Below are 25,969 nucleotides of genomic sequence, written 5' to 3'. Positions count from 1 at the left end.
ACTATTTAGTTGCTTTCATTATCTCTTGAACAATGCTTATAACTTTATCTTGTTGTTGTAACGTTAAATCAGAACTAGATGGTAAACAAACACCACGTTCAAATATTGATTGCGCATTATCATTGTCTACAGATATGTAATCATATTTATTATATAATGGTTGCATATGCATTGGTTTCCATACTCTTCTCGCTTCTATATTATTATCAGCTAATTTATTAATAATTGTTGTAGGCGTTAACGTATTACTATTATTTGATAATAAAAATGCCGTTAACCATCTATTGGATTTTGTATTGGTTATTTCAGTTTGGAATGTAAGTACTTTAGACTTTAGATTTTCTTTGTATCTGTCAAAAATCGCTCTTCTAGCTTTAATTCTATCTTCTAGTACTTCTAATTGTCCTAGTCCAATACCGGCACATATATTACTTAAACGATAATTGTATCCCAATTCACTATGCTCGTAATAAGGAGCTTCATCCCTAGCTTGAGTCGCTAAAAACAATGCATGTTCCAATGCTTTACTATTATGAGATAATAGCATGCCTCCACCGCTCGTTGTAATAATTTTATTACCATTAAATGATAGTGTGCCAAAATCACCAATTATTCCACTCATCTTATTCCCATAACTAGATCCTAATGACTCTGCAGCATCTTCTATTAAAGGCACACCATACGCCTTACAAAGTGCTACTATTTCATCATATTGAGCAGTCTGTCCATACAAATTCACTACGATTACTGCCTTAGGTTTTTGACCCATTTTACTATATTTTTGAAATGCTTTTTCTAATGCTTTTGGACACATATTCCACGTAGCTAATTCAGAATCAATAAAAACTGGTTTAGCCTGTAAATATAAAATTGGATTAGCAGATGCACAAAAAGTTAATGTCGAACAGAATACGATATCATTTTTTCTAACACCACTTTCGATTAGTGCTAAGTGAATAGCTGCAGTTCCGCTGCTCAAAGCTAATGCCGCTTTAGCTCCGGTATATTTCTGTAACATTATCTCAAACTTGTTCACATTATCACCTAGAGGTGCTATCCAATTCTTTGCAAAAGCATCATTGATATATTCTTGTTCGCGCCCCCCCATATGTGGTCGAGATAAATAAATTTTGTCGTCTTTCATGATGTCTCACCTCTTAATTTTAGCTGGTGAACCATATACAGTACAATTATCTGCTATATGGTTAATAACGGTAGATCCTGCACCTACTGTCACGTTTTGGCCTATAGTAATATTTGGAATAACTGTCACACCTGCGCCTACTAAAGTACAACTATTTACGACTACATTACCTGTTAAAGTCGCATGCGGAGCAATGTGTACATAATGCTTAATATTTATATCATGTTCGATACAACACATCGTATTGATAACACAATGCTTACCAATACAAACGTCTGCATTAATCGTAACATTGGCCATTACAACAGTACCTTCATCAATACTTACGTTGGAACCGATAATAGCTGAAGGATGAATAATTGTTGCAAATTTAATGTCTATACTATCTAGTCGTCGAACTATTTGCTGTCGTGTCTTATTGTCTCCAATTGCGATAACAAAGTAATTATCTCGATTATATTTACTAATATTTTCTATATTATCGTATACCACATTATTAATATAGCCAGGTTGTGATATTGTATCATCAAGATAACCAGTAATATGGTAGTTGGGCAATCGTAAAATAATATCCTTGATTACTTTTGCATGACCACCATTACCTATCAACATAATATTGTTCATGATTTCGTACCTTTAAATTTATACATAGTTGTATGATTATATGCATTAACGTTTTTACGTAATAATACTTTTAAAATCGTTTTTACTATTATATATAAATCTAATTTCATAGATTGATTATTTACATACCACACATCATATTCAAATTTCTTTTCCCATGACAATGCGTTACGTCCTTTTACTTGAGCCAAACCAGTAATCCCAGGCTTTACACTGTGACGCTTTCTTTGCTCAGCATTATATAATTTTAAATATTCCATTAGTAGTGGCCTAGGTCCCACAATGCTTAAGTCCCCTTTTAAAACGTTATAAAGTTGAGGAAGCTCATCAATACTTGTACTTCGAATAAAGGAACCTATCTTTGTTTTGCGTAATTCATCAGGTAAAGGTACGCCATTTAAATCTTGTTGATTTGTCATTGTTCTAAACTTAATTAACGTGAAAGGCACTTCATTTTTACCTGGGCGTACTTGTTTATAAAATATAGGTTTTCCCATGGTGATTCGAATTAAAATCGAACATATTATTAATATAGGAGCTGTTAAAGACAAACCTACAACACTAATTATAATATCTAAAGTTCTCTTCCCCATTTCAATCACTCGCCTTTTTTAATTTTTTCAAAAATTTGTAATTGTTTAAGGACAACTTGATGTTCATCATAATATTCATGTGCTAAGTCATAACTTTTGGCTTTAAATTGGGCTAACAGCTTTGAATCATCAGCTAACGCCTCAATTTTAGTAGCTATATATTGGGGGGCATTTGTTGGAACTAAATATCCATTTTCATTATCAACAACTTCTTCTCTACACCCTCTTATATCAGTAGTGATAATAGCGTTTTTCATAGCCATAGCTTCAATAATAGATCTTGGCATGCCTTCTCTATATGACGGTAAACAAAAAATATCACTTAAGTATAAATAATCACGTATATTATCTAGTGCTCCTGTAAAAATGACGTTACTTAATTTTTTATAATTTTGGATAGCTTTATATGTTGATGTATCACGCTCACTATGATGAATGTCACCAATCATAAATACTTTAAAGTTTTTAAGTTTCAGCTTGTCTATTGCTTCTAATAAATCAATGATTCCTTTTTCTTCAACTAACCTACCAATAAAAGTAATAATTAAATCATCGTTTTTAATGTCATACTTTTGTTTGATTGATTCGATATCTTTATAATCCACTTTGTCATAATTAAATTTTCCTTCTAAATCAACGCCATTACTAATCCAGCGATAGTGATATGCATTTTTAAATGATAAGAAATGATTACGTGTCGCTAATTCATAATCTTCTCTACTTTGCGTAAATAAATAATCTGTACAAAATTTAGCCAAAAGCTTTTCTATTATAAAATAGAAGTAATAATATCTCTTTTTCATACCTTCATGAAAGTAAAAACCATGTGCCGTATAGATAATCGTGGGTACCTTAGCAATTTTAGCTGCAATCCTACCTAACACTGCAGCTATTGGTGTATGTACGTGTACTATATCCGGCTTAACTTGCTTTATTAATTTTATAAGTTGAAACAACGTAGTTATATTATTTTTTAAATTAATATTCCTATCGATATTTATATTATGATAGACAAGACCGTCACGAGTGACCATATCGAAATTTTTTTCCATTTTACAAACACAATGTACCTCGAAACCATTGTTAACGCACGTTTCATTTAACGCTTTTAACAGTTTGTTTTGAGTCATTTCAATAGCAGTAACTTGCATAATTATCATTGTTACAACCTCCAAAGATATTGAGTATCTTTAACATCATTGTCATCAATTATAGCTTTAACATCGCATATAACACCCTTATCTTTTATCAGATTTAAGTAACTTTGCTTTTGTTGTAAGTATAAATCATGTGCTACTGCAAATATAGCTACATCGGCTAGTGGAAGCACTTCAAAATCTATTAACTCAATGTTATAAATTTTTGCAGCCTCTTCTTTTTCTGCAACTGGGTCATGTGTATAAATTACTAAACCATATTCTTTTAGTTCTTTAATTACTTGAAGAACTTTTGTGTTTCTTAAATCAGGACAATTCTCTTTAAAAGTAAGACCATATACATTTACCTTAGCACCCTGAATCGCTATACCTTGCTTTATAAGTGCTTTAATAATATTTAAAGCGATAAATTTTGCGATATTATCGTTAATACGTCGTCCTGATAAAATAACTTCAGGATGATAACCTAAAGATTCTGCTTTGTAGGTTAAGTAATATGGGTCTACACCTATACAGTGACCGCCAACAAGACCCGGCTTGAAATTTAAGAAATTCCATTTTGTGCCAGCTGCTTTTAATACTTCTGCAGTATCAATATCTAATTGATTAAATATAATTGCTAATTCGTTCATGAGTGCTATATTGACATCTCGCTGAGTATTTTCAATCACTTTTGCCGCTTCTGCTACTTTTATTGAAGAAGCAGCATAAACACCTGCTTCAATAACCGAACCATACACCTCAGACATTACCTTTGTCGTCTGTTCATCCTGTCCAGCAACAATCTTTTTGATAGTTGTAAATCTATGCGTTGTATCACCTGGATTAATTCTTTCAGGCGAATAACCAACAAAAAAGTCTTCTCCACACACTAAATTAGAATGTTGTTCCAATATTGGTACACAAACTTCTTCGGTTGCTCCTGGATAAACTGTTGATTCAAATACGACAATCGAATCTTTGTTCAATACGTTTCCAACCGTTTCACTCGCTTTAATTAACGGCGTTAAATCCGGTTGATTATGTTCATCTATCGGAGTAGGAACGGCTACAATTATAAAATCAGCCTCAGTTAATTCATTTGGTTGATCGGTAAATTTAATATTTGCTTCTTTTAAATCATTTGTAGTAACTTCGTTTGTACAATCAATGTAATTTGTTAATTGTTCAATACGCTGTGTATTAATATCAAAACCTATGACTTTATTTTGCTTACCAAATGCGACAGCTACTGGTAGCCCTACATACCCTAACCCTACTACTGCAATATTCTTTTTCACTAACAACATCCTCTTCTTTATTTATAGTAATTTACGTACCAATCAATAAATTGACCTACACCTTCATCTACGCTTACTTGTGGTTTAAAATCAATATCCCGATATAAGTCGTCTACATTTGCATATGTTTCTGGTACATCACCCGGTTGTAATGCCATATAATTTTTAATAGCCTGCTTACCCAACTTACGTTCGATAGCCTCGATAAATTCCATTAAATTAACTGGTTTACTGTTGCCAATATTATATATTTTATATGGTGCGAATGATGTTGCAGGATCAGGTTTAGCACCATCCCAATCCTTATTGATGCTGGCCGGTTTGTTAACAAGTTTTGAGATTGATTCAACGATATCATCTACAAAAGTAAAATCACGCATCATTTTGCCATAATTGTATACATCAATTTTTTCTTCATTAATAATTGCTTGAGTAAATTTAAACAGCGCCATATCAGGACGTCCCCATGGCCCATATACAGTGAAAAACCTTAAACCCGTTGTTGGTAATTGGTAAAGTGAACTATACGTATGTGCCATTAACTCATTAGCCTTTTTCGTAGCAGCATAAATGCTTAATGGATGATTTACGCTATCATGGACGTTAAATGGTTGCTTTGTATTTGCACCATAAACTGAACTTGACGAAGCATAGATTAAATGCTCTATTTGATTATGTCGACAACACTCTAATACATTCATGAAGCCTTTTACATTAGCATCTATATATGTATGTGGATTTGTCAGACTATATCTCACACCAGCCTGTGCAGCTAAATTGATAACAACGGTAGGTCTTTCTTGTTTAAACGTATCATGTAGTTGTTCATAATCTGCGATGTCTTGTTGATAAAATTTAAAATTTTGTGTACCAATCATTTCTAAGCGACGCTCTTTTAAACTGACATCATAATAGTCATTTAAATTATCAATACCAATGACTGTCATATTTTTTGCTATTAACTTTTTTGCTAAGTGAGAACCAATAAAGCCGGCTACACCGGTAATTAATATGTTCATGTTATGTTACCTCCAATTTCTTTTTTGTTTTCATTGGCACGCCAGCTCCCAAATGCTGTGTTTTAAGGTTTTTATTCGCGACGGTACCTGCTGCAATTATTGTTCTGTCTTCTATGGTCACATTATTTAAGATTCTTGTTCCACAACCTATCCAAACATCGTCACCGATAATTACTGGCCCCTTATTAACAGCATTGTATTTAATCGGTAATAAGCTATCTTGCCAGGTATGTGACGAACTCAATATAGAAGAAGCATGTGCAATCGATACATCATTGCCTATCGTAATGCCACCGTAGCCATCTAAGTAGCACATATCATGAATACTTACGTTATTTCCGACTTCTATATTCTCTATATTTTTTAATGAAACATGCTTGCCAATAAAGACATTGTTACCCATCTTTTTACACAAGCTTGATACGATACAGTATCTAATTGCAAGTTGTATTTTAAAGTTTGTGCCTGTATTTAATTCATAGAGCATATACCGGAAGTCGACTGGAAATAACTTTAATACTTTGCTAATGGCTTTCAGAACTTTAAATCCCAAAAGTCTTACCTCCCCTTTTTGTAAAAAATGTAGTAATTTATAAACATCGTTAGCAACATCGCTACTTTATCCCTATGTCTCAAAGCAGTGCCATAATTGTATGTGCCGATAGCAAACGTAATAAACGTGCCATAAACCGTAATTAGAACTATTAAAATAGCTTTATTTTTAGTTTTCTTATATAAAACTAGCGCTAAAAACGTAGCCAATAAAATAACCCAAATATCAAACACCCCTATTACATCTGCTAACGTCTTAACTTCCCATGGAAATGGTTTTAACAAAAAATAAGTTACTTGCTTCATTTTAGTTTGTAGCCCATTAGATTCGTTGACTGAAATATAATCTGCCCTTGAGTTCAAATCTAAAGACTTGGTATGATCATCAGTATTAATAGTGTTTTGTACCTTTGCATCGTTAGAATTGAATATTACAACAACAAAGCTAGTGATAAATAACATCGCTAAAATGACCCTAGCTGACTTATATATATTTGATATAAAGATGAAATAACATGCTAACACTAACAACAATCCTAATAATCCTATATGAAAGATAGCACCAACTAATAAGGCAATTATGCTATAGAAAAAGTATGTTACATTTTTGGTTTTATGTAACTGTAATAAAGCGTATGTGAATAGCATAATAAACATGACAATGAACATTTCTCTCAATGTTATGACAGTGGTAAAGATATAGATCGGATATAAGGTATATAACGTGGCAGTTATCATTGACACTTTAGGATTATTAAAAACATTGTTACAAATTTTATATAGTAAAATAACTGTGATTGTATGGACTGAAATATTAACTAAACCCGGTATTAAAATATGAGGTTTCCCCAAAAAATAAATCATTGCTATAAATTGGGAATATGTTCTAGAGTTTTGAAATAGATCAATATTTGTAGAAAAAAGATAATGATAATAATAATTATCAGCTAACTTTTCAAAGCGTAAATCGTCGTTTCCAGAACCTGGCAAAATGTGTACATATTGGTGAATAATTAAGAAAATTACATATAACACCCATTGCACATAAACAAGTAATATCAACTTAGTATCATATCTTTTAACCAACATATAAGATAAAATTAATAAATTGAAAAAAATCAGAATTAAAAAATTACCATAACCTTGCAATAGAAAGACCATCAATAAAGCAAGTGACACTAAAGTAATAATTATTGATTTAATCCCCATGTTTAACTCCTCTAATGATAAAAATTGATATAAGTAGCTTCAAACTAACAACGGTAATTGCAAATAGTACAAATGCTAAAGTAGCACCAAATACTGAATAAACTGGTATTAACTTGACGCTGCTAAAAAGCACTGCTAGAACACTGATAATTTGAATAACAGTATTATACGTATATTTTTGAAAAGCATTGATAAATAAATCTAACAATATACTAGTATAAACAGCAAAACTGCTAGAAATAATAATAAGAAATTCCTTTTTAAAAGTTAAAAATTGTACGTTAAATAGGAGCTTAATTAACGGCTCTATGAAAAATGATACTAAAATTATTACAACGAACATTAGTATTGCGTTACTTGTTAATATCAAAAATAATAATCGTTTCAAAAATGGTTTGTTTAGTTTTTGATCTACAATACGTGGTAATAAAAAGTTATACATCGAAAAATAGAAAACATTTCCCACTGAGTAAATAATTATTAAACTACTAAACACACCTACATCGGCTAACGATTTATAATTTTCTAAAGCATATTTAGGAATATTCGTATTTAATGACGATAAAAATAGGGCAATGGATAGCGGAATTCCAAACTTTATTAATATTAAAAGTTGTCGCCAATTAAATGCTCTAATATTAAATTGTTTTCTATTGTTATAAGTCGCAAAAATAATAACAGTAATACTATAAATTAATAGAGGGAGGAATAAATTAACGCTAATGAAATATCCAACCATTATTAAACTAAGTTGAAAACATGAAAAGATGATTTTATAAAGTCCCACTTTCCAATGTAAATTTGACTTTATATAATAGCTATAATCAATTTCCATCAAGCTATCTGCAATTTTACTTAACGCTATTACAGCCATTAATTTATATAAATCACTCGTTATATCAGAAAAAAGATAAATTAACAAACCATATAACACAAATGTGAGTAACATATCGAACCATCTTGTAATATATATCATTGCTTTTTGTATATCTGGCTTAGTGACGATTAATGTGTTATATCCAAATGACATCAACAATAATATTGGTGCAATAACTGCAATACCATATGTATATGCACCAAGTTCAAACTTAGTACCCAATTTAATAATTAAGACGATTACGAGCCATTGTGTAAATCCAAAGACCAAATTACCTGATAAGTACAATAAAAATTTTTTATTCAAGATATGTCTCACTTCTTCTAGCAAAATCGATAATATCAATGTCACCTAATCCTATACGATCAATACACTGATATAGATTATTTGATTCATAGACCTTTGATTTTCCAATGTAAATTTTCTCGAATATTTGTTTAGGATGTATTTCATCTTCATTAAGTAATTCTTCAAATAACTTTTCACCAGGTCGAATGCCAGAGTATTCTATCTTAATATCGCTACTATTTTTACCACTTAGTTTGATTAAATTTTTAGCCAAATCGGTTATTTTTACTGGTTCTCCCATATCTAGTACAAAGATTTCTCCACCTCTTGCTAAAGCACCAGCTTGAAGTACTAACCTTGCGGCTTCTGGTATAGTCATAAAATAACGAGTCATGTCAGGATGTGTTACTGTCACTGGACCACCTTGTTCAATTTGTTTCTTAAACAAAGGAATTACCGATCCCCTAGAACCGAGTACATTCCCAAACCTTACTGCTACAAATTGCGTATTTGATTCCTCGTCATTAAGACTTTGCACTATCATTTCTGCTATACGCTTACTAGCACCCATTACGTTAGATGGGTTAACTGCCTTATCAGTCGAAATCATCACAAATTTTTTAACTTTTGCTCCTTTAGCAACTTCAGCAACATTTTTTGTACCAATAACATTATTTTTAAATGCTTCTTCAGCATTCATTTCCATTAATGGTACGTGTTTATGTGCAGCTGCATGATATATGGCATAAGGTTTATATTTGTTAATAATTTCGGTTATTTTTAACTTATTCTGAATGTCAGCTATAACTGGAACAATTTCTATTGTTTGAGCATGTTTATTGAATAGCTCTTGGTTTATTAAATAAATACTATTCTCACCATGCCCTAATAAAATTACTTTTTTAGGTTTGAAGTTACAAATTTGTCTACATATTTCAGAACCAATAGAACCACCTGCACCGGTAACTAATACAGTTTGGTTGGTTATGCCTTTAGCTATTTGTGCCATATCTAATTCCACAGGTTCTCGCCCTAACAAATCTTCGACGTCAACTTTTTTGAGTTGATTAACTTCAAGGTCGCCCGACAATACATCATTAATATTAGGCATCTTAAAAAGATCTATCCCAGCTTCATTACACATATCATTAATGGTAGCTAGTTTAGATTGTTCAAGTGACGGTATGGCTACAACTAACTTTTGAATTTTGTATTTATCAACTAACTCAGGAATTTGTTCAATTGTGCCTTGGACTTTAACTCCGTCTGTTAGCAACATTTTCTGTTTATTAAGGTTGTCATCCACTGCTAATATAGGTTCCATAGCCATATTTTTCATTTGTCTTAATAATAGTGAAGCACTTTGACCAGCACCGACGATAAGTGTTGGTTTCTTTTTTAATGGTCGACCTATAACCTTTTTATTATATATTCTCCAAAACATACGTGATCCACCAATAAAAATCAGGTGCAGCATCCATGTTATAAAGTACAGTCTTAAAAATAAGTGAGTCCATGTAATCAATGATAAAACTGCCACAGTAATTAATATTGATGTTGTAATTGCCCTAACAACAATCATTAATTCATTAATACTCGCATATTCCCAAGCTCTATGATATAAGCCAAAAAAGTAAGCCGTACTAAAATGTGAAACTAGTAAAATGAAAGAGCTTATAATTAATAAATTAAATGGATAACTTTCATAAAATGGTTCTAAAATAAAATAACCCAAAAATATGGAAAGTGAAACGATGAGTGAATCTATTGCAGTAAGAATGAATAAGCGTTGTCTAGTATTGAAATGTGTCATTCTATTCACCTCTACTTTTTGTCTAAATTTATCTCTGATTGGAAAAATTAATAGGTTGCTGCTTATCTATAGTTGAATTTTCAATTATTAATTGCGAATGGTTAAACATCGCTTCAATTTTGGGTTTCACTTTTTTTAATTTTCTATATTTAAATAATTTTTTAATTGCAAATGGTCTTAAAACACTATGATGCGCGTCGGAGGCAATAAAGTGTGTTAGGTCATAATGAATCATTTTTATTGAAATTTTTTGGATATTCTTTCCTGCATTTCCAAGTAATGAACCTGCAGTTAACTGACTTAAAGCCCCCATGTTTATTAAGTCATACAGAACATTCATATTATTAGCCAATACTTTATTCCTCTCTGGATGTGCAATAATAGGTATAAATTTCATCAATTGAAGTTCGTAAAATAATTGTTTGGTATATAAAGGAACCTCATTTGATGGAAATTCAATAAGTAAGTATTTCGAATCATTCAGCCCTGATATATTACCTTTTTCTATATCACTCACAATTTGATCTGTTAATCTAATTTCTTGTCCATGATATATATTTACACCAATTTTTTGAATTACTGAAATTTGTTGTACTTCTTTAATTAATGCCTTAACATCCTTAATATTATTAGTATATTTAGGACTTAAATGGTGTGGTGTAGCGATAATGCCTGTAACACCTTGTTCCTTAGCTTGTTGTAACAGCATAATTGTTTCTGTTATGTTTTTCGGTCCGTCATCTATATCGGGCAAAATGTGATTATGTATATCAATCATTGTTCATTTTTTCCATAGTAATAGTAGTAATGTGAAGTTTTATCTAAAGAAACTTTATTGAGTATAGCGCCTATAATTTTTGCACCTGCTGCTTCTAATAAATCTTTAGCTTTTTTAACTTCATCTCTATCATTTTTTTGAACATCAATAATTAAGATGCTATTTTGAGCTACTTGTGCAAATAGTTGAGCATCAGTTACTGCATTGATGGGCGGTGAATCAATTATTATAAAATCATAAACTTTTTCAAGTGTTTTAAAGATTTCAGTAAATCTTTTTGATCCAATCAATTCAGAAGGATTGGGAGGTACTACACCAGAAGTCAAAACATGTAATTTTTCGATTTCTGTAGTTTTAATCGCTTCTTCATAAGTTGCTTTTTTAATGATTAAATTAGACAGGCCCGCAGTATTAGATAAATTAAACACATAATGTTGTGATGGTTTACGCATGTCACCATCTATAATTAACGTTTTATAACCTGCTTGTGCATATGTTATACCAATATTTGATGATATTGTCGTTTTACCTGACAATGGTTTTTCAGAGGTGATTAACACGCTCTTTGTAGCATTAGAAAACATTATATTAGATCTAATCGTTTTGAACTTTTCACTAATTACGGATTTCGGATTATGTTGTACATATAATTTTGATGTATTAGTTACTCTTTTTTTAAACATTTTTGCCCTCTTCTCAATTATATTTTTGAATCAATCCAAGCACAGGAATATCTAAGTTTTCTTTTACATCTGCTTCATTTTTTATACGTTTATCAGTTATTTGCCTAATAATTACAATAATAATGGCTAGCATTATTCCACTTGTTAAGCCAATAGTAGTATTAATCAATAATTTAGGTGATACTTGTATTGCAGTATTATTTGCATTAGATAATATAGAAACATTATTTACATCCATAATCTTAGGTATTTCTTTTTGGAAAGTTTTAGCTACATTATTAGCGATTAACTCAGCCTCTTTTGCATCCTTGCTTTGTATAGCAATATTTAGAATTTGAGTATCCGTTTGATTAGTTACGGTTAACATTTTAGCTAGAGCATCCGCTTCGTATGATACGTTACTATCTTTAGCAACTTTCTCTAAAATTCTAGGGCTTTTAACAATTTCAGAATACGTATTTACCAATTGTAAATTTGATTGGATTTCTTGTACCTTATTATTAAAATTCAAAGGCTGTGATTGTTTTTCGTAAACTAATAATTGTGTTTTCGCTACATATTTATTATCAATAAAGTAATTCGTTACAATGATACTAATGATTAAGAAAAGCAATGGTAAAGTGATTAGCAAAACGATGTTCTTTTTAACTATTTTCCTAATTTCTAATAAATTTAAAGTACTATTCATATTGCCTCCTATAACTACAATTTAATGGTCATATTTGAGTTCTAAATTTATGTATCCAAACATGTCACACTCCTAACTTGCTTGTTGTTTCCATATATGCGAACATCGAATAAACATATTTAATTTCTAATTTAATTAATTAAAAATTAAATAGTAAATATAAACATAAAATATTTTAATGTTTATATACATTGGCATTATAGCACTATTTAAACTATGAAAATTAATTTTACAAAGCTAAGTAAAATTAGGTTATAAAAAAGTAAAAAAAAGGAAATGATTAACCGATATAGATAGTTAAAATGAGGCTTTATTTTAATAAAAGTGGCTGCAATTTTTAATTAATAGTAGGTGTAGTTTCAAACAAAAGTTAATGTTCATAATTGCTAAAAAGAGAGAAAAGATAATTACAATAATTGTATAAATTGAGTCATTGGTTAAATATTGATTAAATAAAAAAGACAATCGCAATAGCGATTGTCCCTTAACCCTATGTGTTACTAATGGAGATAAATGGTGTGTTAACACCTAAAATTATTATAACAACAATTTTTTCTTAAATGTTAAAACCTTTAATCTAAGCAAAAATTATATACATATAAGTAAAATATATACTTATGAATTGAGTATTTGTCGTTCTTCTTTTACTAATAAGCGTAAAGTTACGCACCATTATTTAATAAAGTTACTCGTTAAATAACTTATCTTGACCATTATTATTCATCAATCCCTTCAAAAATTCAACACCTACTGCGCTGATTCAGTTTGGATCTATAAATATCCCCCTCCCAAATAAATAAAAGAGCGGGAGATAAATCTACGTGATTATTTTAGATTATGCCTTCCCGCTTTATCAATGAATGTTAGATTTTTTCAAATTAGCACAAGTTCATTAGCAAATCAGTCATCCATTGCTTTGATCTTATATTTACATAAATTATTACTAAAGTCGTATACCCTTTATAACGTTACACTTCAGTTGGTTTTGTAGGTACGATAAATACACCTTGAATAATTGCGTCAGAAGAACCAGTACGGTTGTCCAATCTAAGAGCGACGTCTTTAACGTTCTCAGGTACAGTAACGTTATCTATAGAATATCTTCCTTCACTTGTTTTAGTAATTGCAGTAATCGTATTACCTAATTTATTTTTTTGGTCATGGAAGCCATATTCTAATTTGGTGTTTTCATCAACCTGACTTGTCATGACTAATATATTAAATTGTTTACCAGGTGCAAGTGCTCCTTCAGCTTTCAGGTTATAAAATAAATAACCTTTTGGTTTAAGTGTTAAAGAGCCATCTGCATTAAATGAATTAATTGGTGCTGTATTTAACGCTTGGAAATTTAAAAATTGTCCATCTTGGTTGTATTTAGCAAAATTCCCAATATGTTGAAAATTATCTGGTACAACTAACAAGTTTTCAGTTTTATTTTGAATACTATTTTCAGGTACTAACGTAAATAGTTTTACATGTGTATCAGTTGTACCTTGGCGATTATCTAAACGTAAAGCAAATTTCTTTGCACCTTGTGGAATAGTAAAGTTTTGTAATTTATATCGTCCGTCGTTTGTTTTAGGAATTTGCGTAATACCTACGATATAAGTATTATTTTCGCTCAGAACACCATATTCGAATTTAGTATTTTTGTCCACATTGTTAGCTACTAATGTTAAATTCACTCGCTTACCAGGCGCTAATTCCTTTTCAGTTTTCACATTATAGAATAAATAGCCATGTGGTTTTAATGTGACAGAACCGTCTGCATTAAGTGAATTAACAGGATCAGTATTTAATGATTGGAAACTTAAGAAATAACTATCATTCGATAATTTAGCATATTGGCTTAGATGTTCTTTATTAGATGGTACTGATAATAAACTGTTTTTTAGCGCAGATTGTGCAACTTCTTTAGTAAGATTATCTAATTGAGATTTTACCTGCTCAAATTGTTGCTCAGATAAATTATCAATGTTGACCGCTTCAAGTTTTGTTTTAAATCCTTCAGCATTTTCTTGAACAGTAGTTAATACTGGTGCTAATGTTTGAATATTATTGAGTAAATCTTGTTTTATATTAGTTACCGCTTGACTATTAAACTTACTTAATACTGAATCAAAGTTAATTTTTCCAAAACCTACATTAGCACCTGCTTTTGTTTCTAAATCTTTAGAATCACTAATGACATAACCCCATAATTTATCATTAGCTTTATCAAGAACTGCATCTTTCTTAAATGTTAATAAGAAATTCACTTCTCCACCAACTTTTGCTTTACCATCTGCAAATTTTTCATCTTCCTTGAACCAATAGAAACCTTTGCTATCTCTAACCAATACATCTTCGTATTCTTGACCATTCCAACGATATTTTGCTGTTACCTTATCTATCTTTCTATTTAGCGATTCGTTAGCTCTTAAGCCCCATTGTTCAAAGCGTTTTTGCCATTCCCACCATGCTCCATTATTATAGTCTGAAAATTGTAAAGTAGTTTTTCCTACTTGTATTTTTACAGTTTGTTGGCCGTTATTTTGTGTTACATTGTTATCTAACGTATACGTATTGTTTAAATTTTGGCTGGCTGAATCAGTTGTTAATTCTTTATATAGTTGGTCATTGTTACGACCTTCGATTAAATCATACATTGCCGTTAATAATTTGTTTAAACTATCAACATTGCTTGAACCAACCGTTCTACTATTCACATTCGCAGATATATTGTCATAATCTTTTCTATAAATATGATTCCAGTCACGTGAATGGAACCCCGAATGGCGTGTAACTTGACGTAGGAAGAATTTACGTTCTTCATCTGATAAATACTTACTGTTTTCTTCGATATATTTTAATACGTTAACATCTTTAGTATTAGCATTAACCGTTCTATGTTGAGGTGCACTCGGCCTAACTTCTTCTAAAGCGGTAGTAACACGTCGATTAATGTGTATTAATTTTGCTATTGCTTCAATGTATTGTTCTGGCGTAGTAATGCTCTCAGTCACTTGCGATAATTGACCTAAGTAATAGTCTTTACTCGTATCCTGAGCTGAGAAACCACGTATTTTATCATTAATTTTACTAGTTACATCTTGTTTTAACGTCGCTAGCGTACTAGCATTAAAATTTTGATCAAAATTTTGTTGACCTAAATTAAATTTCTTAAAAGCATAGTTGACGATTGCCATTGGGTTTTTATGTTCAGCATCGCTAAGTATGTAGCCCCAAACAGCGTCTTTACTCTTATCTAATACCGCATTCTTTTTAAGTTTAACAAGAAAATCTACTGCCCCACCTAAGTGTGCTTTAAAACCATGTTTTGCTTCTTCTTTAAACCAGTAAAAACCATCTTTATCTCTGTTGATAACTTCGTCATAAGATTTACCATTCCAACGATATTTTAATCTAACTTCTTTAATTTTATTATTCAAAGAATCATTCGTACGAATCCCCCAGTGATCAAACCTATGGTCCCATTTAAGCCACTTACCATTATGAGGATATGTTATTTGTACAATATTTTTACTTAGGCCTAGTTTAAGTGTTTGCTCCCCATCTTGTGTTTTTTCAAAATTATTATTTAACGTAAAGTGATTTAAATTTTTAGATATATTGTCATTTCTCAAATTAGTATAGTACTCATCACTATCTCTATTTGTAATTAAGCTTTGTAATGAGTCAGTTATATTTTTTATTTTTTGAACCTTTTGAGTTCCAACTTCACTTGTGTTCACATCATTAGTTACTGCAGAGTAGTTCTTGTCATAAATTTTTTGCCAATCTTTCGTCAAAATTGGCATTTCACGTGCTATTGCACGTAAATAAAATTGTCTCTCGTTTTCTGTTAAATGTTTACTATTTTGCTCTATATAATTAAATAAATCAATTTGCTTAGTTTGCGCATTGACTTGCTTTATTTCAACTTGAGTTTGTTTTAATACTGATTTAGAGGACTGTTGGCTTTGCTTTGTTACGTTCGTATTGTCTTGTACTTGATTTTTATTTTCTACAGGTGCTTGTGCAGTTTGTGGTTGATTAGCATTTGATGTCACTTGTGCACTAAGTTGCTTAACTTCACTACCTGTGTTGCTTTCTGTCAATATACTTTCAGAGCTTACTCTTTGCACATTCACAGCACTCACTGCAGAATCATTCACTTCCGACGAAGGTGTTTGTGCATCTGCGCTATTATTTTGTTGCATTGATACGTTATTTTGTTGTCCTTCTGCCGCCTGTACATTCTGTCCATAAAAAATGACACTTCCCACAACTATAGACGCAAGTCCAACACTAAATTTTCTAATTGAATATTTGTTGACCTTTCTTGATGCGTATTCTTGATTATATTCCAATTTAATCCTACTCCCTTTATTAAATTTTTGCCTAACTTAGGCAAATCAGAATTATATATACATTTAATGATTAATAAAAGATTCATTCGATGTTAAGTAAAATAATAGTGTGGAATAAGTAAAAAGAAAAAATACGTCACTATAAATATAACTAACAATTTTTATTATTTAAATTTGCTTAGGTGATTTTAAACATCAATTTCTCTTATATAAATGACGATATTAGTTATTAAATTATTTTTTGAATAAGGTATGTAAAATATTAATGTACTTTTTAGATAAATATATTAAGTTAATTTGGTAATAATTAAGCAACTGTAAATAAAAAACACCTATATTACCATAGGTGTTAATACAATTAAAATGCACTGCTAGCCAAACCTAGTGTGATAACCAATATACCAACAAACCAGTCTAATTGATTATTTTTACTTCTATAACTTTAGATAATCTTTTAATCTTATTTTTTAATTTTTAAATTTGTTATCATTTCTAATTACTTTTACATTCGTCTTCGTGCTTTCAAATAGCCCTACCGAAAATTTTGCGATCTTTTCATTAGAGAATGGTTTAACCTTGTCTAACGCTGTATCATAAAAATTTTGGTATTTTGTTGTTAGCATATTTAAGTAAATAATTAAATCAATAGCTAAGTCATCTATATTGCCATTATTCACTAAGTAACCATGATAGCCATTATCAATTAGATATGATGCTCCATTTTTAATATCATAAGCAATAACGAACGGATCATTAACAATACTTTCTTCAATTAAATTACTATTACAATCCCCTCAAATCTGGTTTTAAATGTATACTATGCGTCATAAATATTTATTCTGAACATCTAAAAGAAGTATTATTTTAAGTCAATTTAGTTGCTAAATTTGTAAAAACCAATATAATGTGGTTGATTAACATTATTTGAAATTAAATAGCATAAAATTTCTAATATTATAATTTAAATGAAGAACAATTTTTTGAATACAAAAACATAAAATCAAGGAGCTTAATCCAACATGGACTATGAAAAAGAAATTAAAAAGATGGGCTGGACAAGAAGAGAAGTAAAAAATAGAATCGCTGACATTACAGATGAAGAAATTGATGATGAAGATCTTAAACAACAAAATAAAAAAGATAATGCTCGCGAAAATGTAGCGGATGTTGTTGATTCATTTTTTAATAATGATAAAACATCTTAATTATTCTATAGATAAATCACATATGTATATATTAGTAACTGTACATAAAAACCATTGAAGTTATATTTGTAACTAATAACTACAATGGTTTTAATTTTATTTTTAAACTTATGTCTAAATGACTAATATTTTCAGTGTTAATTAATCTATTGTCTTTATAATTTGGCTTAGTATTTAAATTTGCTATAAAAATCTTTCAGTCATAATTCATATGAGTATAAATCTGACCATTGATATGTTTTAAATCTTTGTAAGTACCACTTTTATAAATTAATAATTTTCTAACTTTATTACCTTTCTCTTAAATCATAGTATGTGCTTTATTAAACTACATAATATGATTATTAACTACAGTGTAATCAGTGTCTCCAATAAATACATCCATGGGAAGATTTTATGTTGTGATGTTAAACTAATACCGCCCCTCTGTTCACCTCATATTTTACATCATCACAAATGCCATGACTTAAATCTTTAACTGCATGTACTTTTACTTTATTTCCGACATTTAACTTACTAAAATATAATGGGATCACTTATGTATGAAATTATTTTAACTTTACAACAATAATAAAAATTATATTCAAATAGATGTTTATGAAGATTAAACGTTCTTTTATTTATGCTCATTTATCCATTCATTTACTTCGGTCGTAATTGGTGCAAAATAAGTCGTAGTGCTCTGAGTATTAAATGATAAAATACCGATAAGTTCATCCGTATCTTTTAAGTATAAGCCACCTCCAGAACGACCTCCTTTAGAAGGTGATATATCAGTCCCTATTGTATCATGGTATTCGGCTACAATTTGACCGTCATATCTCACTTGATATTTTTCCCCTTTATTAAGCGGGTATCCTATTGTGTATACTTCACGACCAATATATTCCTCAATGTTGTCTATTGTTTTAATTTTAGGTGACTTGTCTTTCAAATAATAAAGCATACTTGTCGATGGCGATGTTCCTTTTACTAAGGCTAAATCCTTACCACCAGCTTTATTATTATTGTCATAATTAATACTTTCAGTAACTTCCATATAGGATAATGGATCTAAAATACCTGAATTAGCCGGGTAAACATAACCTAGAGATTCATTTTTACTTTCAAAGCCAACACAATGTCCCGCAGTTAAAAAAGTTTTCTCCGATAATGCTACAGCAGTACAATATCCATTATTTAATTGTAACTTAGACGTAAATAAATTATTTCCCTCAGTAGTATTAGTTGTTACGACACCCTGATTGTTAGCCTCAACTTTATTTCCAATAGAAAAAGTAAATGTTAATAAGATACACAAAATTATTAATTTACCTAAATTATTTATCATGATGTCACTCCTTGATGTTTTATTATATATATAATCGTTTTATATATTTTTATTTATATTTTAAAGTAAATAGTACACTTAATATATAAATACTGATAAACAAGTAAAGTATTGTCTGTCTAAAGTAAAAATAAAGCATACTTCGCATAGATTATGTCGTTCGCCTAACTATCAGATATCTTGTTATAAAGATAGATGTTGTATGTCACTAATAATAACCGAATATATTTCAAACCAAAAGATCACATGTATTTTCAAAATAAGAGGCTATATAGATATAAATTAACGACATATTAATACCAATAAATTAATAATTAGGTTTTTGTAAAGTTATTTATATATCATAGTCTCTTTGCTTTTGTGTTAATTTACAATATTTCGTTTTTTTAATATGCTAGTTGAACATCCATATGACTAATATTTTTTGCATTAATCAACTTATTATCACTATAATTAGGTTTCACTGATAAATCAGATATGAATATCTCTTCTCCATTCTTCATATGCGCATATATTTTTCCATTAGAATAATTTGAGTTTTTGTACAAATCTAATTTCTTAATTAATACTTTTCTTGTTTTATAATCAAGTTCTTGTATAGTTACATTTTCCCTATTAAATTGCATAATATTAGGTGCTGCTATCGTTTTACTTCCATCATCCTTAAACACTGTCAGTGGTATACTATAATTATCAACCATAGGTTCTTCAGAAGATATGGTCACCCCACCCTTTGTTTCATAACCTATACCTTTACATATTGGATAAGTAAACTCTTTTATAGCTTTAATATTAACTTTATCTCCAACATTTAATCTATCAAATAATTGCGAGTTATTTAAAAAAGAAGCAATCTTAACCTTTTGATTTTGATCTCCAGCTTCTATTACAATATTATCACCGTATTTTTTTATTATTGTTTGATCACTATAATCTAATAAGTCAGTGTTATAATAATTTTTTAAAACTTCTGATCTATATCTATTATTATCTTTTGCATGTAAGTCTAAATTATTAAACACAATAAATAAGCTTATTACAACAATTACAAACGAAAATTTATTTTTCATCTTCTACCTCCGATTCAACTGAGCTTTTTGAATAAATAATAAGATCTTCATAAACCTAACCATTAGTTGCAAGTATTTTATAATTATTTATTAGAATTAATCCATAAATTAACCCCAAATGTAATTGGTGCAAAACTTGTTTTTTGGCTACACTACCTGACAAGATACTTATCAATTTATCTGTTTCTATTAAATATAAACCCCTCTTTTATAATTTCATAGTTTTATTAAAAATTAAGTAAATAAAATAGAGTTTAAAGTAAAAAATAAATTATATAATATACGCCTACATATACATTGCTTTATTAGTATATGACACTAATTTAAGACAAATAATTTTTTAAAGTTTGTAATAAGTTAAAAATAATTACCCGAATATTAATACATTATTATAATAATTTTAGTTGTAATAGCAAAAAGTAAATAATCTTTTATTTACAAGTGAAAATTCTAGTAAATTAAACGTGTATAATTATTTGAGAAGATTCTTCTGTTATTCTTTTAACCTATAAATATTTAGTTTAGCTCATAAATGTGGTCAATATAAATTCAAGGGAACCTCCAGTGCCATATATTCACCTTTTTATGAGGAATACATGAATACCAATTAATAAACATGAAAATATGATTTTGTGATAAATTGAAAAAATTATAGAAAAATAGGATTCACTAAAAAAAATGATGCAATCGTAGCTAAGAATGACCTTACGAGGAAGTAAATAAAGATGTACACAAAATAACAACATGCCATAACGTGCCATTTATAAAGTGTTTTGATTCATAGATTAAGATTCACAAAGCACCTCACTTAACACTCAAAGCGTTAAAAAATTTATATGTATATGAAAAAAATAACCAATCAGTAACTAGCATGGTTAGAAAAATAGTTACTAATTGGAAAGCTTTATAAAAATCTATTTTTTAGTTCTCTTTTTTTGATAATAATTAGTTAGACTGATACCTGTAATAGCACAAGCTATCCCACTTAAAATTCTAGCAATCCAAATATTCAAAGATGTACTATCTAAAATCATTAATACAATATTACCAACAAAAACTGCAACACATATTAATAATAAAATTCTTAATGCAGACATACTAAACTCCTTCTTTTTTGAGCTACTAAACATATACAGATTACACAATTATATAACTTCAATAAAAACAAGAGTAAGCACCTTAGTGCCTACCCTTGCATTGTGTATGGCTATATTAAGAATAACAAAAGGGCAGGCATGGAACAATGCACCTACTCACTTCTTCATATGTATTTCTATATTTTGGCGAGCAATAGTAAGAATATTGTCTGCATCATTTATAACATAAAAAAATGACACCTCGTAAAGAGCTGTCTCATAATATAACATTAATTGAATCGATATTTTTCAAAATATAAGAATTATAAAATCTAATTTATGTCTAATAAGAAGCACTTGTGCAAAGCACAAGTGCTAAAGTTTTAATATAACTGAATTTTCAGTTATTTTTAAAGACTTTTAAGTATTAATTCAATAACATTTTCAATCATTTAAATCACCCCTTCGTTTAAAATAAAAAACATTATTCGATGTGATCAAAAACTAATTTCAAAATATTTTCTAATAAACCACCTAACATAATATCACCCCTTTGCATTAAATTATTTAATATGATAATATATTTAAATTAAAATTGCAAATATTTTAATTTTTAAAAAACAATTTTCTTCAAAAAAAATAATATTGTTATACAAATGAAAAAGCTTTAACAAAAAATAACATATAAATAATCTTTTCTAACTATTTACATGAACGTAGTTACAGATGGACAACATACATTTGCAAGATATCAAAACAAAATCTGTAGACCGTCCAATCATGATTCTTACAAAATAGCGGATAACTAAACGGATAAAATAAAATAAAATTAAAAGTGGTCAATTTGTCCGCTTGTTGACCAAAAAATATAGTGTTCACTTTTATTCATTTTTGACAAAATAAAAAGAACGCTGATATATCAACGTTCTTTCGATATCGAGGAGTATTCATTTTGATGTACTTTTACGACCTGGCAGAGAGTGAGAACATTTTCTTACTTTTTAACACAGTATAAAATAGTTTAACTAATTATAACTAAATTGACACGTAGAACATCCCGCCTATTAATTTAGGTGGGATTTTGACTTTCATATTTACTAAGTGCTATTATGAAAATGAATCTTTAGTTTCATTCATTTAATATACAATTTTTCAGGGAAAAAAATCATAAAAAAATAATGATAAATCTAATAATAACGGACAAAAAAATTAGCAATACCGAAACGAAAATGGATAATAGCCAGCAGATAATAAATAGTGCCGAGCATACAGGAACAAGAATTGTCCAAATTCAAAACAATGACACTAAAGTTATTGTATCTATTAACATCCAAACTTTTTACAAAAAAGACTTATCATTAGATTTGTCATCTACAAAACTAAAAAATAACCGATTCTTTTGTCGTAATCGATTTTGAAACAACTGGTTTAAATTATGATAACGATGAAATGATTCAATATGGTCTTGTAGAACTTAAATAAAGGGAAATTATTGATGAGTTTTCTGGTTATTTTAGGACAGTTATAGATAATATAGGCAAAAAATGGAGCTATTACGGAATTAAGTAATAAATATTTAAAGATAAGTCCATAATAAGTAAGAAAACTAAGGAACTTTTGAAAAACAAATAAAAAGATAAAACAATATTTAGTCATTATGGCCCTATTGATATTAAATTTTTGTTTTATAATCTATCAAATTTAGGTATTGAAAATAGTAAATTTAGAACGTTTGATACATTAAATTATGCAAGAAATTGTATGAATGAAACATCTAATCACAGATTAGAAACTTAAAAAAATAAATTCAAGTTAGACTCTGGACAACCTCATGATGCATTAAATAATGCTAGAGCTATAGGAAAACTTGCGTTATTACTACTGCTAGAGAAAATGAATAATTCTTAATGGGCATCCTATTATGTCTAATATATTTAAATTTAAGAGGTGCGATAATGATTACAATATTTTCAATACTACTCATATTAAGTTTTATATTCGCAATTTATAACATGTACAGATACTTTATGAAATCTAACGGACGTAACAAAGTTAATTTATATTGGTTAATTGGTTCATTATTATTATTGATAGTAATTGGAATTGTTACATTACAAGTAACTTAGGGCAGGCAACCCAACGGTGCCCTATATTTTTTTATCTTTATTAAGGTGAATTTGTAAAGTAGGTAATTCTATCATTTTTCACACTCATTAGTACTTTAGTAATTTTATCGTTCTCAATTCAATATGTAATCATTAATAAATCTATAACATCTTTCAATCCTTTATCTATAAGCATATCTGTAAGCCTTCTAACAACTCTTACTTTAAGTGTACATAGTAATATATTATTAATTGTTATGTTCTAATCATGATAATTATTCAAATGCTAGATGGAATAATAGGTCGATTCTATCAAAATAAATTAAAAATTTATTTCCTCATTTAGGAGGAATGACAACAAAAGCAATGCTTGGATACTAACGACACACCAAAAATACTTGCACGTTCAAAAACACAGAGCGATATATAATAAAACCCCGTCATAACAACATTTTTATAAATGTTGATTGACGAGGAATATCGAAATAGCGGAGAGTGAGGGATTTCAAAAACACTTTCACACCAATGCCTAAGGACTATTGGGGACGTTCCGAGGACGTTCAAAACAAACGCCCAAACCGGGATTATCCGTGTGAGTCCTTGGTTGGCCATCCGTATAATGAAAAGGAGTGATTAATATAACGCAACCATCGCAAGCAACCGTACAACGTATGTTTGATAATTTATGGAAGATTGGTGCGATTCAGCGAACTATAAAAAAGAAAGAGAAATTAAAATCAAAAACAAAATAACAAATAAAAATATACCCATCTATTAATTTAGGTGGTTTTTTTATTATTCGAAGTGATATTATACTATAGGTATAATTATCGAATAATATCTATAAACAATGTCTGTTATAGAAATCTGTAAATTAAATTTATATGGAGGAGTTATATGTCTCATAATTTTTTGATAGAAAATCTATATTCCTTATGGTGGATTATTTTAGCAGCAATGCTTGCGCCGATTTGTGCTCTTATAACGCGTAGATTTATACCTGATGTCATCTGGCTTTTAATATTTGGAATAATAATAGGTCCTTTTATGCTAGGATTTTCAGAATTCACAGAATCAATAGAAATAATACGTGAACTCGGTATGGGTTTTCTATTTTTACTAGCAGGTTTTGAAGTTAATACTTCTGATATGCGAAATAAGCAAGGAAAACAAGCTTTTCTTACTTGGATTATTAGTTTTTTATTTGCAATAGGTATTAGTTTTTTATTTACTAATGGTAATATTAATATTTCTATAGTTATTGCTATAGCTTGTACATCAACAGCGTTAGGTACGTTGTTACCAATTTTGAAAGACTCTAAAATAATAAATTCTAATTTAGGAAAATCTACAATAACTCACGGAGCGTATGGAGAGCTTTTACCGATTATCGCTATGTCATTATTACTTTCAGCATTTGCAACGTGGCAAGCTTCAATTATTTTAATATCATTCTCAATTATATCAATAATAGTAGTTGCATTACCTATTAGATTTATTCGTAAAACTCCTTTATTAGGAAAAGCAATTTTATCAGCATCAAATACGACTATGCAAACTACATTAAGAATGACAGTTTTTATTTTAATAACTCTAATGTTGCTTACAGCAGTTCTTAAGCTAGATATAGCCTTAGGAGCCTTTCTGGCAGGGATTTTGCTTAATGTAATTTTAAAGGCATTTTCTCCAAAGCAAGGTGAAGAAATTGCACATAAAATTGAAATAGTTGGTTTTAGTTTTTTAATCCCAGTTTTTTTCATTACTAGTGGAATGAACATTAACTTGTTAAAAGTACTTGGAAATTGGCAATTAGTTCTTATTCTATTTGCTTTCATTGCCATAACACGCGGGGCCATAGTTTATCTTAGGGAAAGATTTACAAATACGTATTCTAACCTAAATAGTAAAAAAGAACAGCTAGCTTTAAGTTTATACTCTGCTACTGGCTTGCCGATTATTGTAGCTGTAGCTGGAATAGCCGAAACTTCAAATCTAATTACCCCTGCCATATCAGGAGTAATGATTACAAGTGGTGCATTAACCGTATTAATCTTTCCACTTATAGCCAATCTTATTCTAAGACAAAAAAATTAAATTAAGTTACAGAACTAAGACTATAGTATAAT

22 protein-coding genes are annotated in these 25,969 nt (G+C 29.5%); 4 read left to right on the top strand and 18 right to left on the bottom strand.

Translation table 11 applies throughout. The features are described 5' to 3' along the window. Position 1: 1 nt before the first annotated feature. The 15 genes from ISP02_RS04955 to ISP02_RS04885 form a co-directional block, all read right to left on the bottom strand. Positions 2–1,144, bottom strand: coding sequence for a DegT/DnrJ/EryC1/StrS family aminotransferase (locus tag ISP02_RS04955; protein ID WP_195720483.1), 1,143 nt, complete (start codon positions 1,142–1,144; stop codon positions 2–4). Positions 1,145–1,150: 6 nt separating this feature from the next. Beyond that, positions 1,151–1,768 carry an acetyltransferase gene (locus tag ISP02_RS04950; protein ID WP_195720482.1) on the bottom strand — a complete coding sequence of 206 codons (618 nt, stop codon included), beginning with the start codon at positions 1,766–1,768 and terminating at the stop codon, positions 1,151–1,153. Further along, positions 1,765–2,361 (bottom strand): sugar transferase, encoded by a 597-nt coding sequence (locus ISP02_RS04945; RefSeq protein ID WP_195720481.1) that lies wholly within the window; start codon positions 2,359–2,361, stop codon positions 1,765–1,767. The genes ISP02_RS04950 and ISP02_RS04945 overlap by 4 nt, the downstream gene beginning before the upstream one ends. Before the next feature lie 5 nt (positions 2,362–2,366). Further along, positions 2,367–3,521 (bottom strand): glycosyltransferase family 4 protein, encoded by a 1,155-nt coding sequence (locus tag ISP02_RS04940; RefSeq protein ID WP_195720480.1) that lies wholly within the window; start codon positions 3,519–3,521, stop codon positions 2,367–2,369. A gap of 2 nt (positions 3,522–3,523) precedes the next feature. Continuing rightward, the gene (locus tag ISP02_RS04935; protein WP_328806023.1) at positions 3,524–4,798 is read right to left on the bottom strand and encodes a nucleotide sugar dehydrogenase; all 1,275 of its coding nucleotides are present in this window, start codon (positions 4,796–4,798) and stop codon (positions 3,524–3,526) included. Positions 4,799–4,815: 17 nt separating this feature from the next. Beyond that, positions 4,816–5,817 carry an NAD-dependent epimerase gene (locus ISP02_RS04930; RefSeq protein ID WP_195720478.1) on the bottom strand — a complete coding sequence of 334 codons (1,002 nt, stop codon included), beginning with the start codon at positions 5,815–5,817 and terminating at the stop codon, positions 4,816–4,818. A gap of 1 nt (position 5,818) precedes the next feature. Beyond that, positions 5,819–6,370, bottom strand: a complete 552-nt coding sequence (locus ISP02_RS04925; RefSeq protein WP_195720477.1) for an acyltransferase — start codon at positions 6,368–6,370, stop codon at positions 5,819–5,821. 5 nt (positions 6,371–6,375) lie between these two features. Next, entirely contained in the window at positions 6,376–7,578 is a 1,203-nt protein-coding gene (locus ISP02_RS04920) for a glycosyltransferase family 39 protein (protein ID WP_195720476.1), read from the bottom strand. Continuing rightward, positions 7,568–8,761: a lipopolysaccharide biosynthesis protein gene (locus ISP02_RS04915; protein ID WP_195720475.1), complete on the bottom strand. Its 1,194-nt coding sequence runs from the start codon at positions 8,759–8,761 to the stop codon at positions 7,568–7,570. Before ISP02_RS04915 ends, ISP02_RS04920 begins: the two co-directional genes overlap by 11 nt. After that, positions 8,754–10,556, bottom strand: a complete 1,803-nt coding sequence (locus tag ISP02_RS04910; RefSeq protein WP_195720474.1) for a polysaccharide biosynthesis protein — start codon at positions 10,554–10,556, stop codon at positions 8,754–8,756. The genes ISP02_RS04915 and ISP02_RS04910 overlap by 8 nt, the downstream gene beginning before the upstream one ends. 28 nt (positions 10,557–10,584) lie before the next feature. After that, positions 10,585–11,334 carry a tyrosine-protein phosphatase gene (locus ISP02_RS04905; protein ID WP_195720473.1) on the bottom strand — a complete coding sequence of 250 codons (750 nt, stop codon included), beginning with the start codon at positions 11,332–11,334 and terminating at the stop codon, positions 10,585–10,587. After that, positions 11,331–12,017: a polysaccharide biosynthesis tyrosine autokinase gene (locus ISP02_RS04900; protein WP_195720472.1), complete on the bottom strand. Its 687-nt coding sequence runs from the start codon at positions 12,015–12,017 to the stop codon at positions 11,331–11,333. The genes ISP02_RS04905 and ISP02_RS04900 overlap by 4 nt, the downstream gene beginning before the upstream one ends. Before the next feature lie 13 nt (positions 12,018–12,030). After that, on the bottom strand, positions 12,031–12,705 hold the full coding sequence (locus ISP02_RS04895; protein WP_195720471.1) for a Wzz/FepE/Etk N-terminal domain-containing protein: 675 nt from the start codon (positions 12,703–12,705) through the stop codon (positions 12,031–12,033). Between the two features lie 968 nt (positions 12,706–13,673). Continuing rightward, a complete protein-coding gene (locus tag ISP02_RS04890) occupies positions 13,674–17,057 on the bottom strand; it encodes a YSIRK-type signal peptide-containing protein (protein ID WP_195720470.1) in 3,384 nt (1,127 codons plus the stop codon). Between the two features lie 467 nt (positions 17,058–17,524). Then, entirely contained in the window at positions 17,525–17,734 is a 210-nt protein-coding gene (locus ISP02_RS04885) for a hypothetical protein (RefSeq protein ID WP_195720469.1), read from the bottom strand. A gap of 342 nt (positions 17,735–18,076) precedes the next feature. Here ISP02_RS04885 and ISP02_RS04880 point away from each other — a divergent pair, with 342 nt between their 5' ends. Then, entirely contained in the window at positions 18,077–18,262 is a 186-nt protein-coding gene (locus ISP02_RS04880) for a hypothetical protein (RefSeq protein WP_195720468.1), read from the top strand. Between the two features lie 616 nt (positions 18,263–18,878). Here the strand turns inward: ISP02_RS04880 and ISP02_RS04875 are convergent. The 3 genes from ISP02_RS04875 to ISP02_RS04865 all read right to left on the bottom strand — a co-directional run bounded on the left by ISP02_RS04875 (position 18,879) and on the right by ISP02_RS04865 (position 21,759). After that, the gene (locus ISP02_RS04875) at positions 18,879–19,592 is read right to left on the bottom strand and encodes a trypsin-like serine peptidase (protein WP_195720467.1); all 714 of its coding nucleotides are present in this window, start codon (positions 19,590–19,592) and stop codon (positions 18,879–18,881) included. A 386-nt stretch (positions 19,593–19,978) separates the two neighbouring features. Further along, the gene (locus ISP02_RS04870) at positions 19,979–20,662 is read right to left on the bottom strand and encodes an exotoxin beta-grasp domain-containing protein (RefSeq protein ID WP_195720466.1); all 684 of its coding nucleotides are present in this window, start codon (positions 20,660–20,662) and stop codon (positions 19,979–19,981) included. Between the two features lie 914 nt (positions 20,663–21,576). Then, a complete protein-coding gene (locus tag ISP02_RS04865) occupies positions 21,577–21,759 on the bottom strand; it encodes a hypothetical protein (protein WP_195720465.1) in 183 nt (60 codons plus the stop codon). A gap of 1,934 nt (positions 21,760–23,693) precedes the next feature. Between ISP02_RS04865 and ISP02_RS04855 the strand changes: the two genes are divergently transcribed. The 3 genes from ISP02_RS04855 (at position 23,694) to ISP02_RS04850 (ending at position 25,937) form a co-directional block, all read left to right on the top strand. Beyond that, on the top strand, positions 23,694–23,864 hold the full coding sequence (locus ISP02_RS04855) for a hypothetical protein (RefSeq protein ID WP_195720464.1): 171 nt from the start codon (positions 23,694–23,696) through the stop codon (positions 23,862–23,864). Between the two features lie 608 nt (positions 23,865–24,472). After that, positions 24,473–24,595: a hypothetical protein gene (locus tag ISP02_RS13120; RefSeq protein ID WP_268933170.1), complete on the top strand. Its 123-nt coding sequence runs from the start codon at positions 24,473–24,475 to the stop codon at positions 24,593–24,595. 145 nt (positions 24,596–24,740) lie between these two features. After that, positions 24,741–25,937, top strand: coding sequence for a cation:proton antiporter (locus ISP02_RS04850; protein WP_195720463.1), 1,197 nt, complete (start codon positions 24,741–24,743; stop codon positions 25,935–25,937). Positions 25,938–25,969: the final 32 nt, after the last annotated feature.

It is taken from the genome of Staphylococcus durrellii (assembly GCF_015594545.1).
In the GTDB taxonomy this organism is placed as follows: domain Bacteria; phylum Bacillota; class Bacilli; order Staphylococcales; family Staphylococcaceae; genus Staphylococcus; species Staphylococcus durrellii.
The sequence above is the reverse complement of the archived record's forward strand: the minus strand, read 5'-3'. Positions and strand labels throughout refer to the sequence as shown.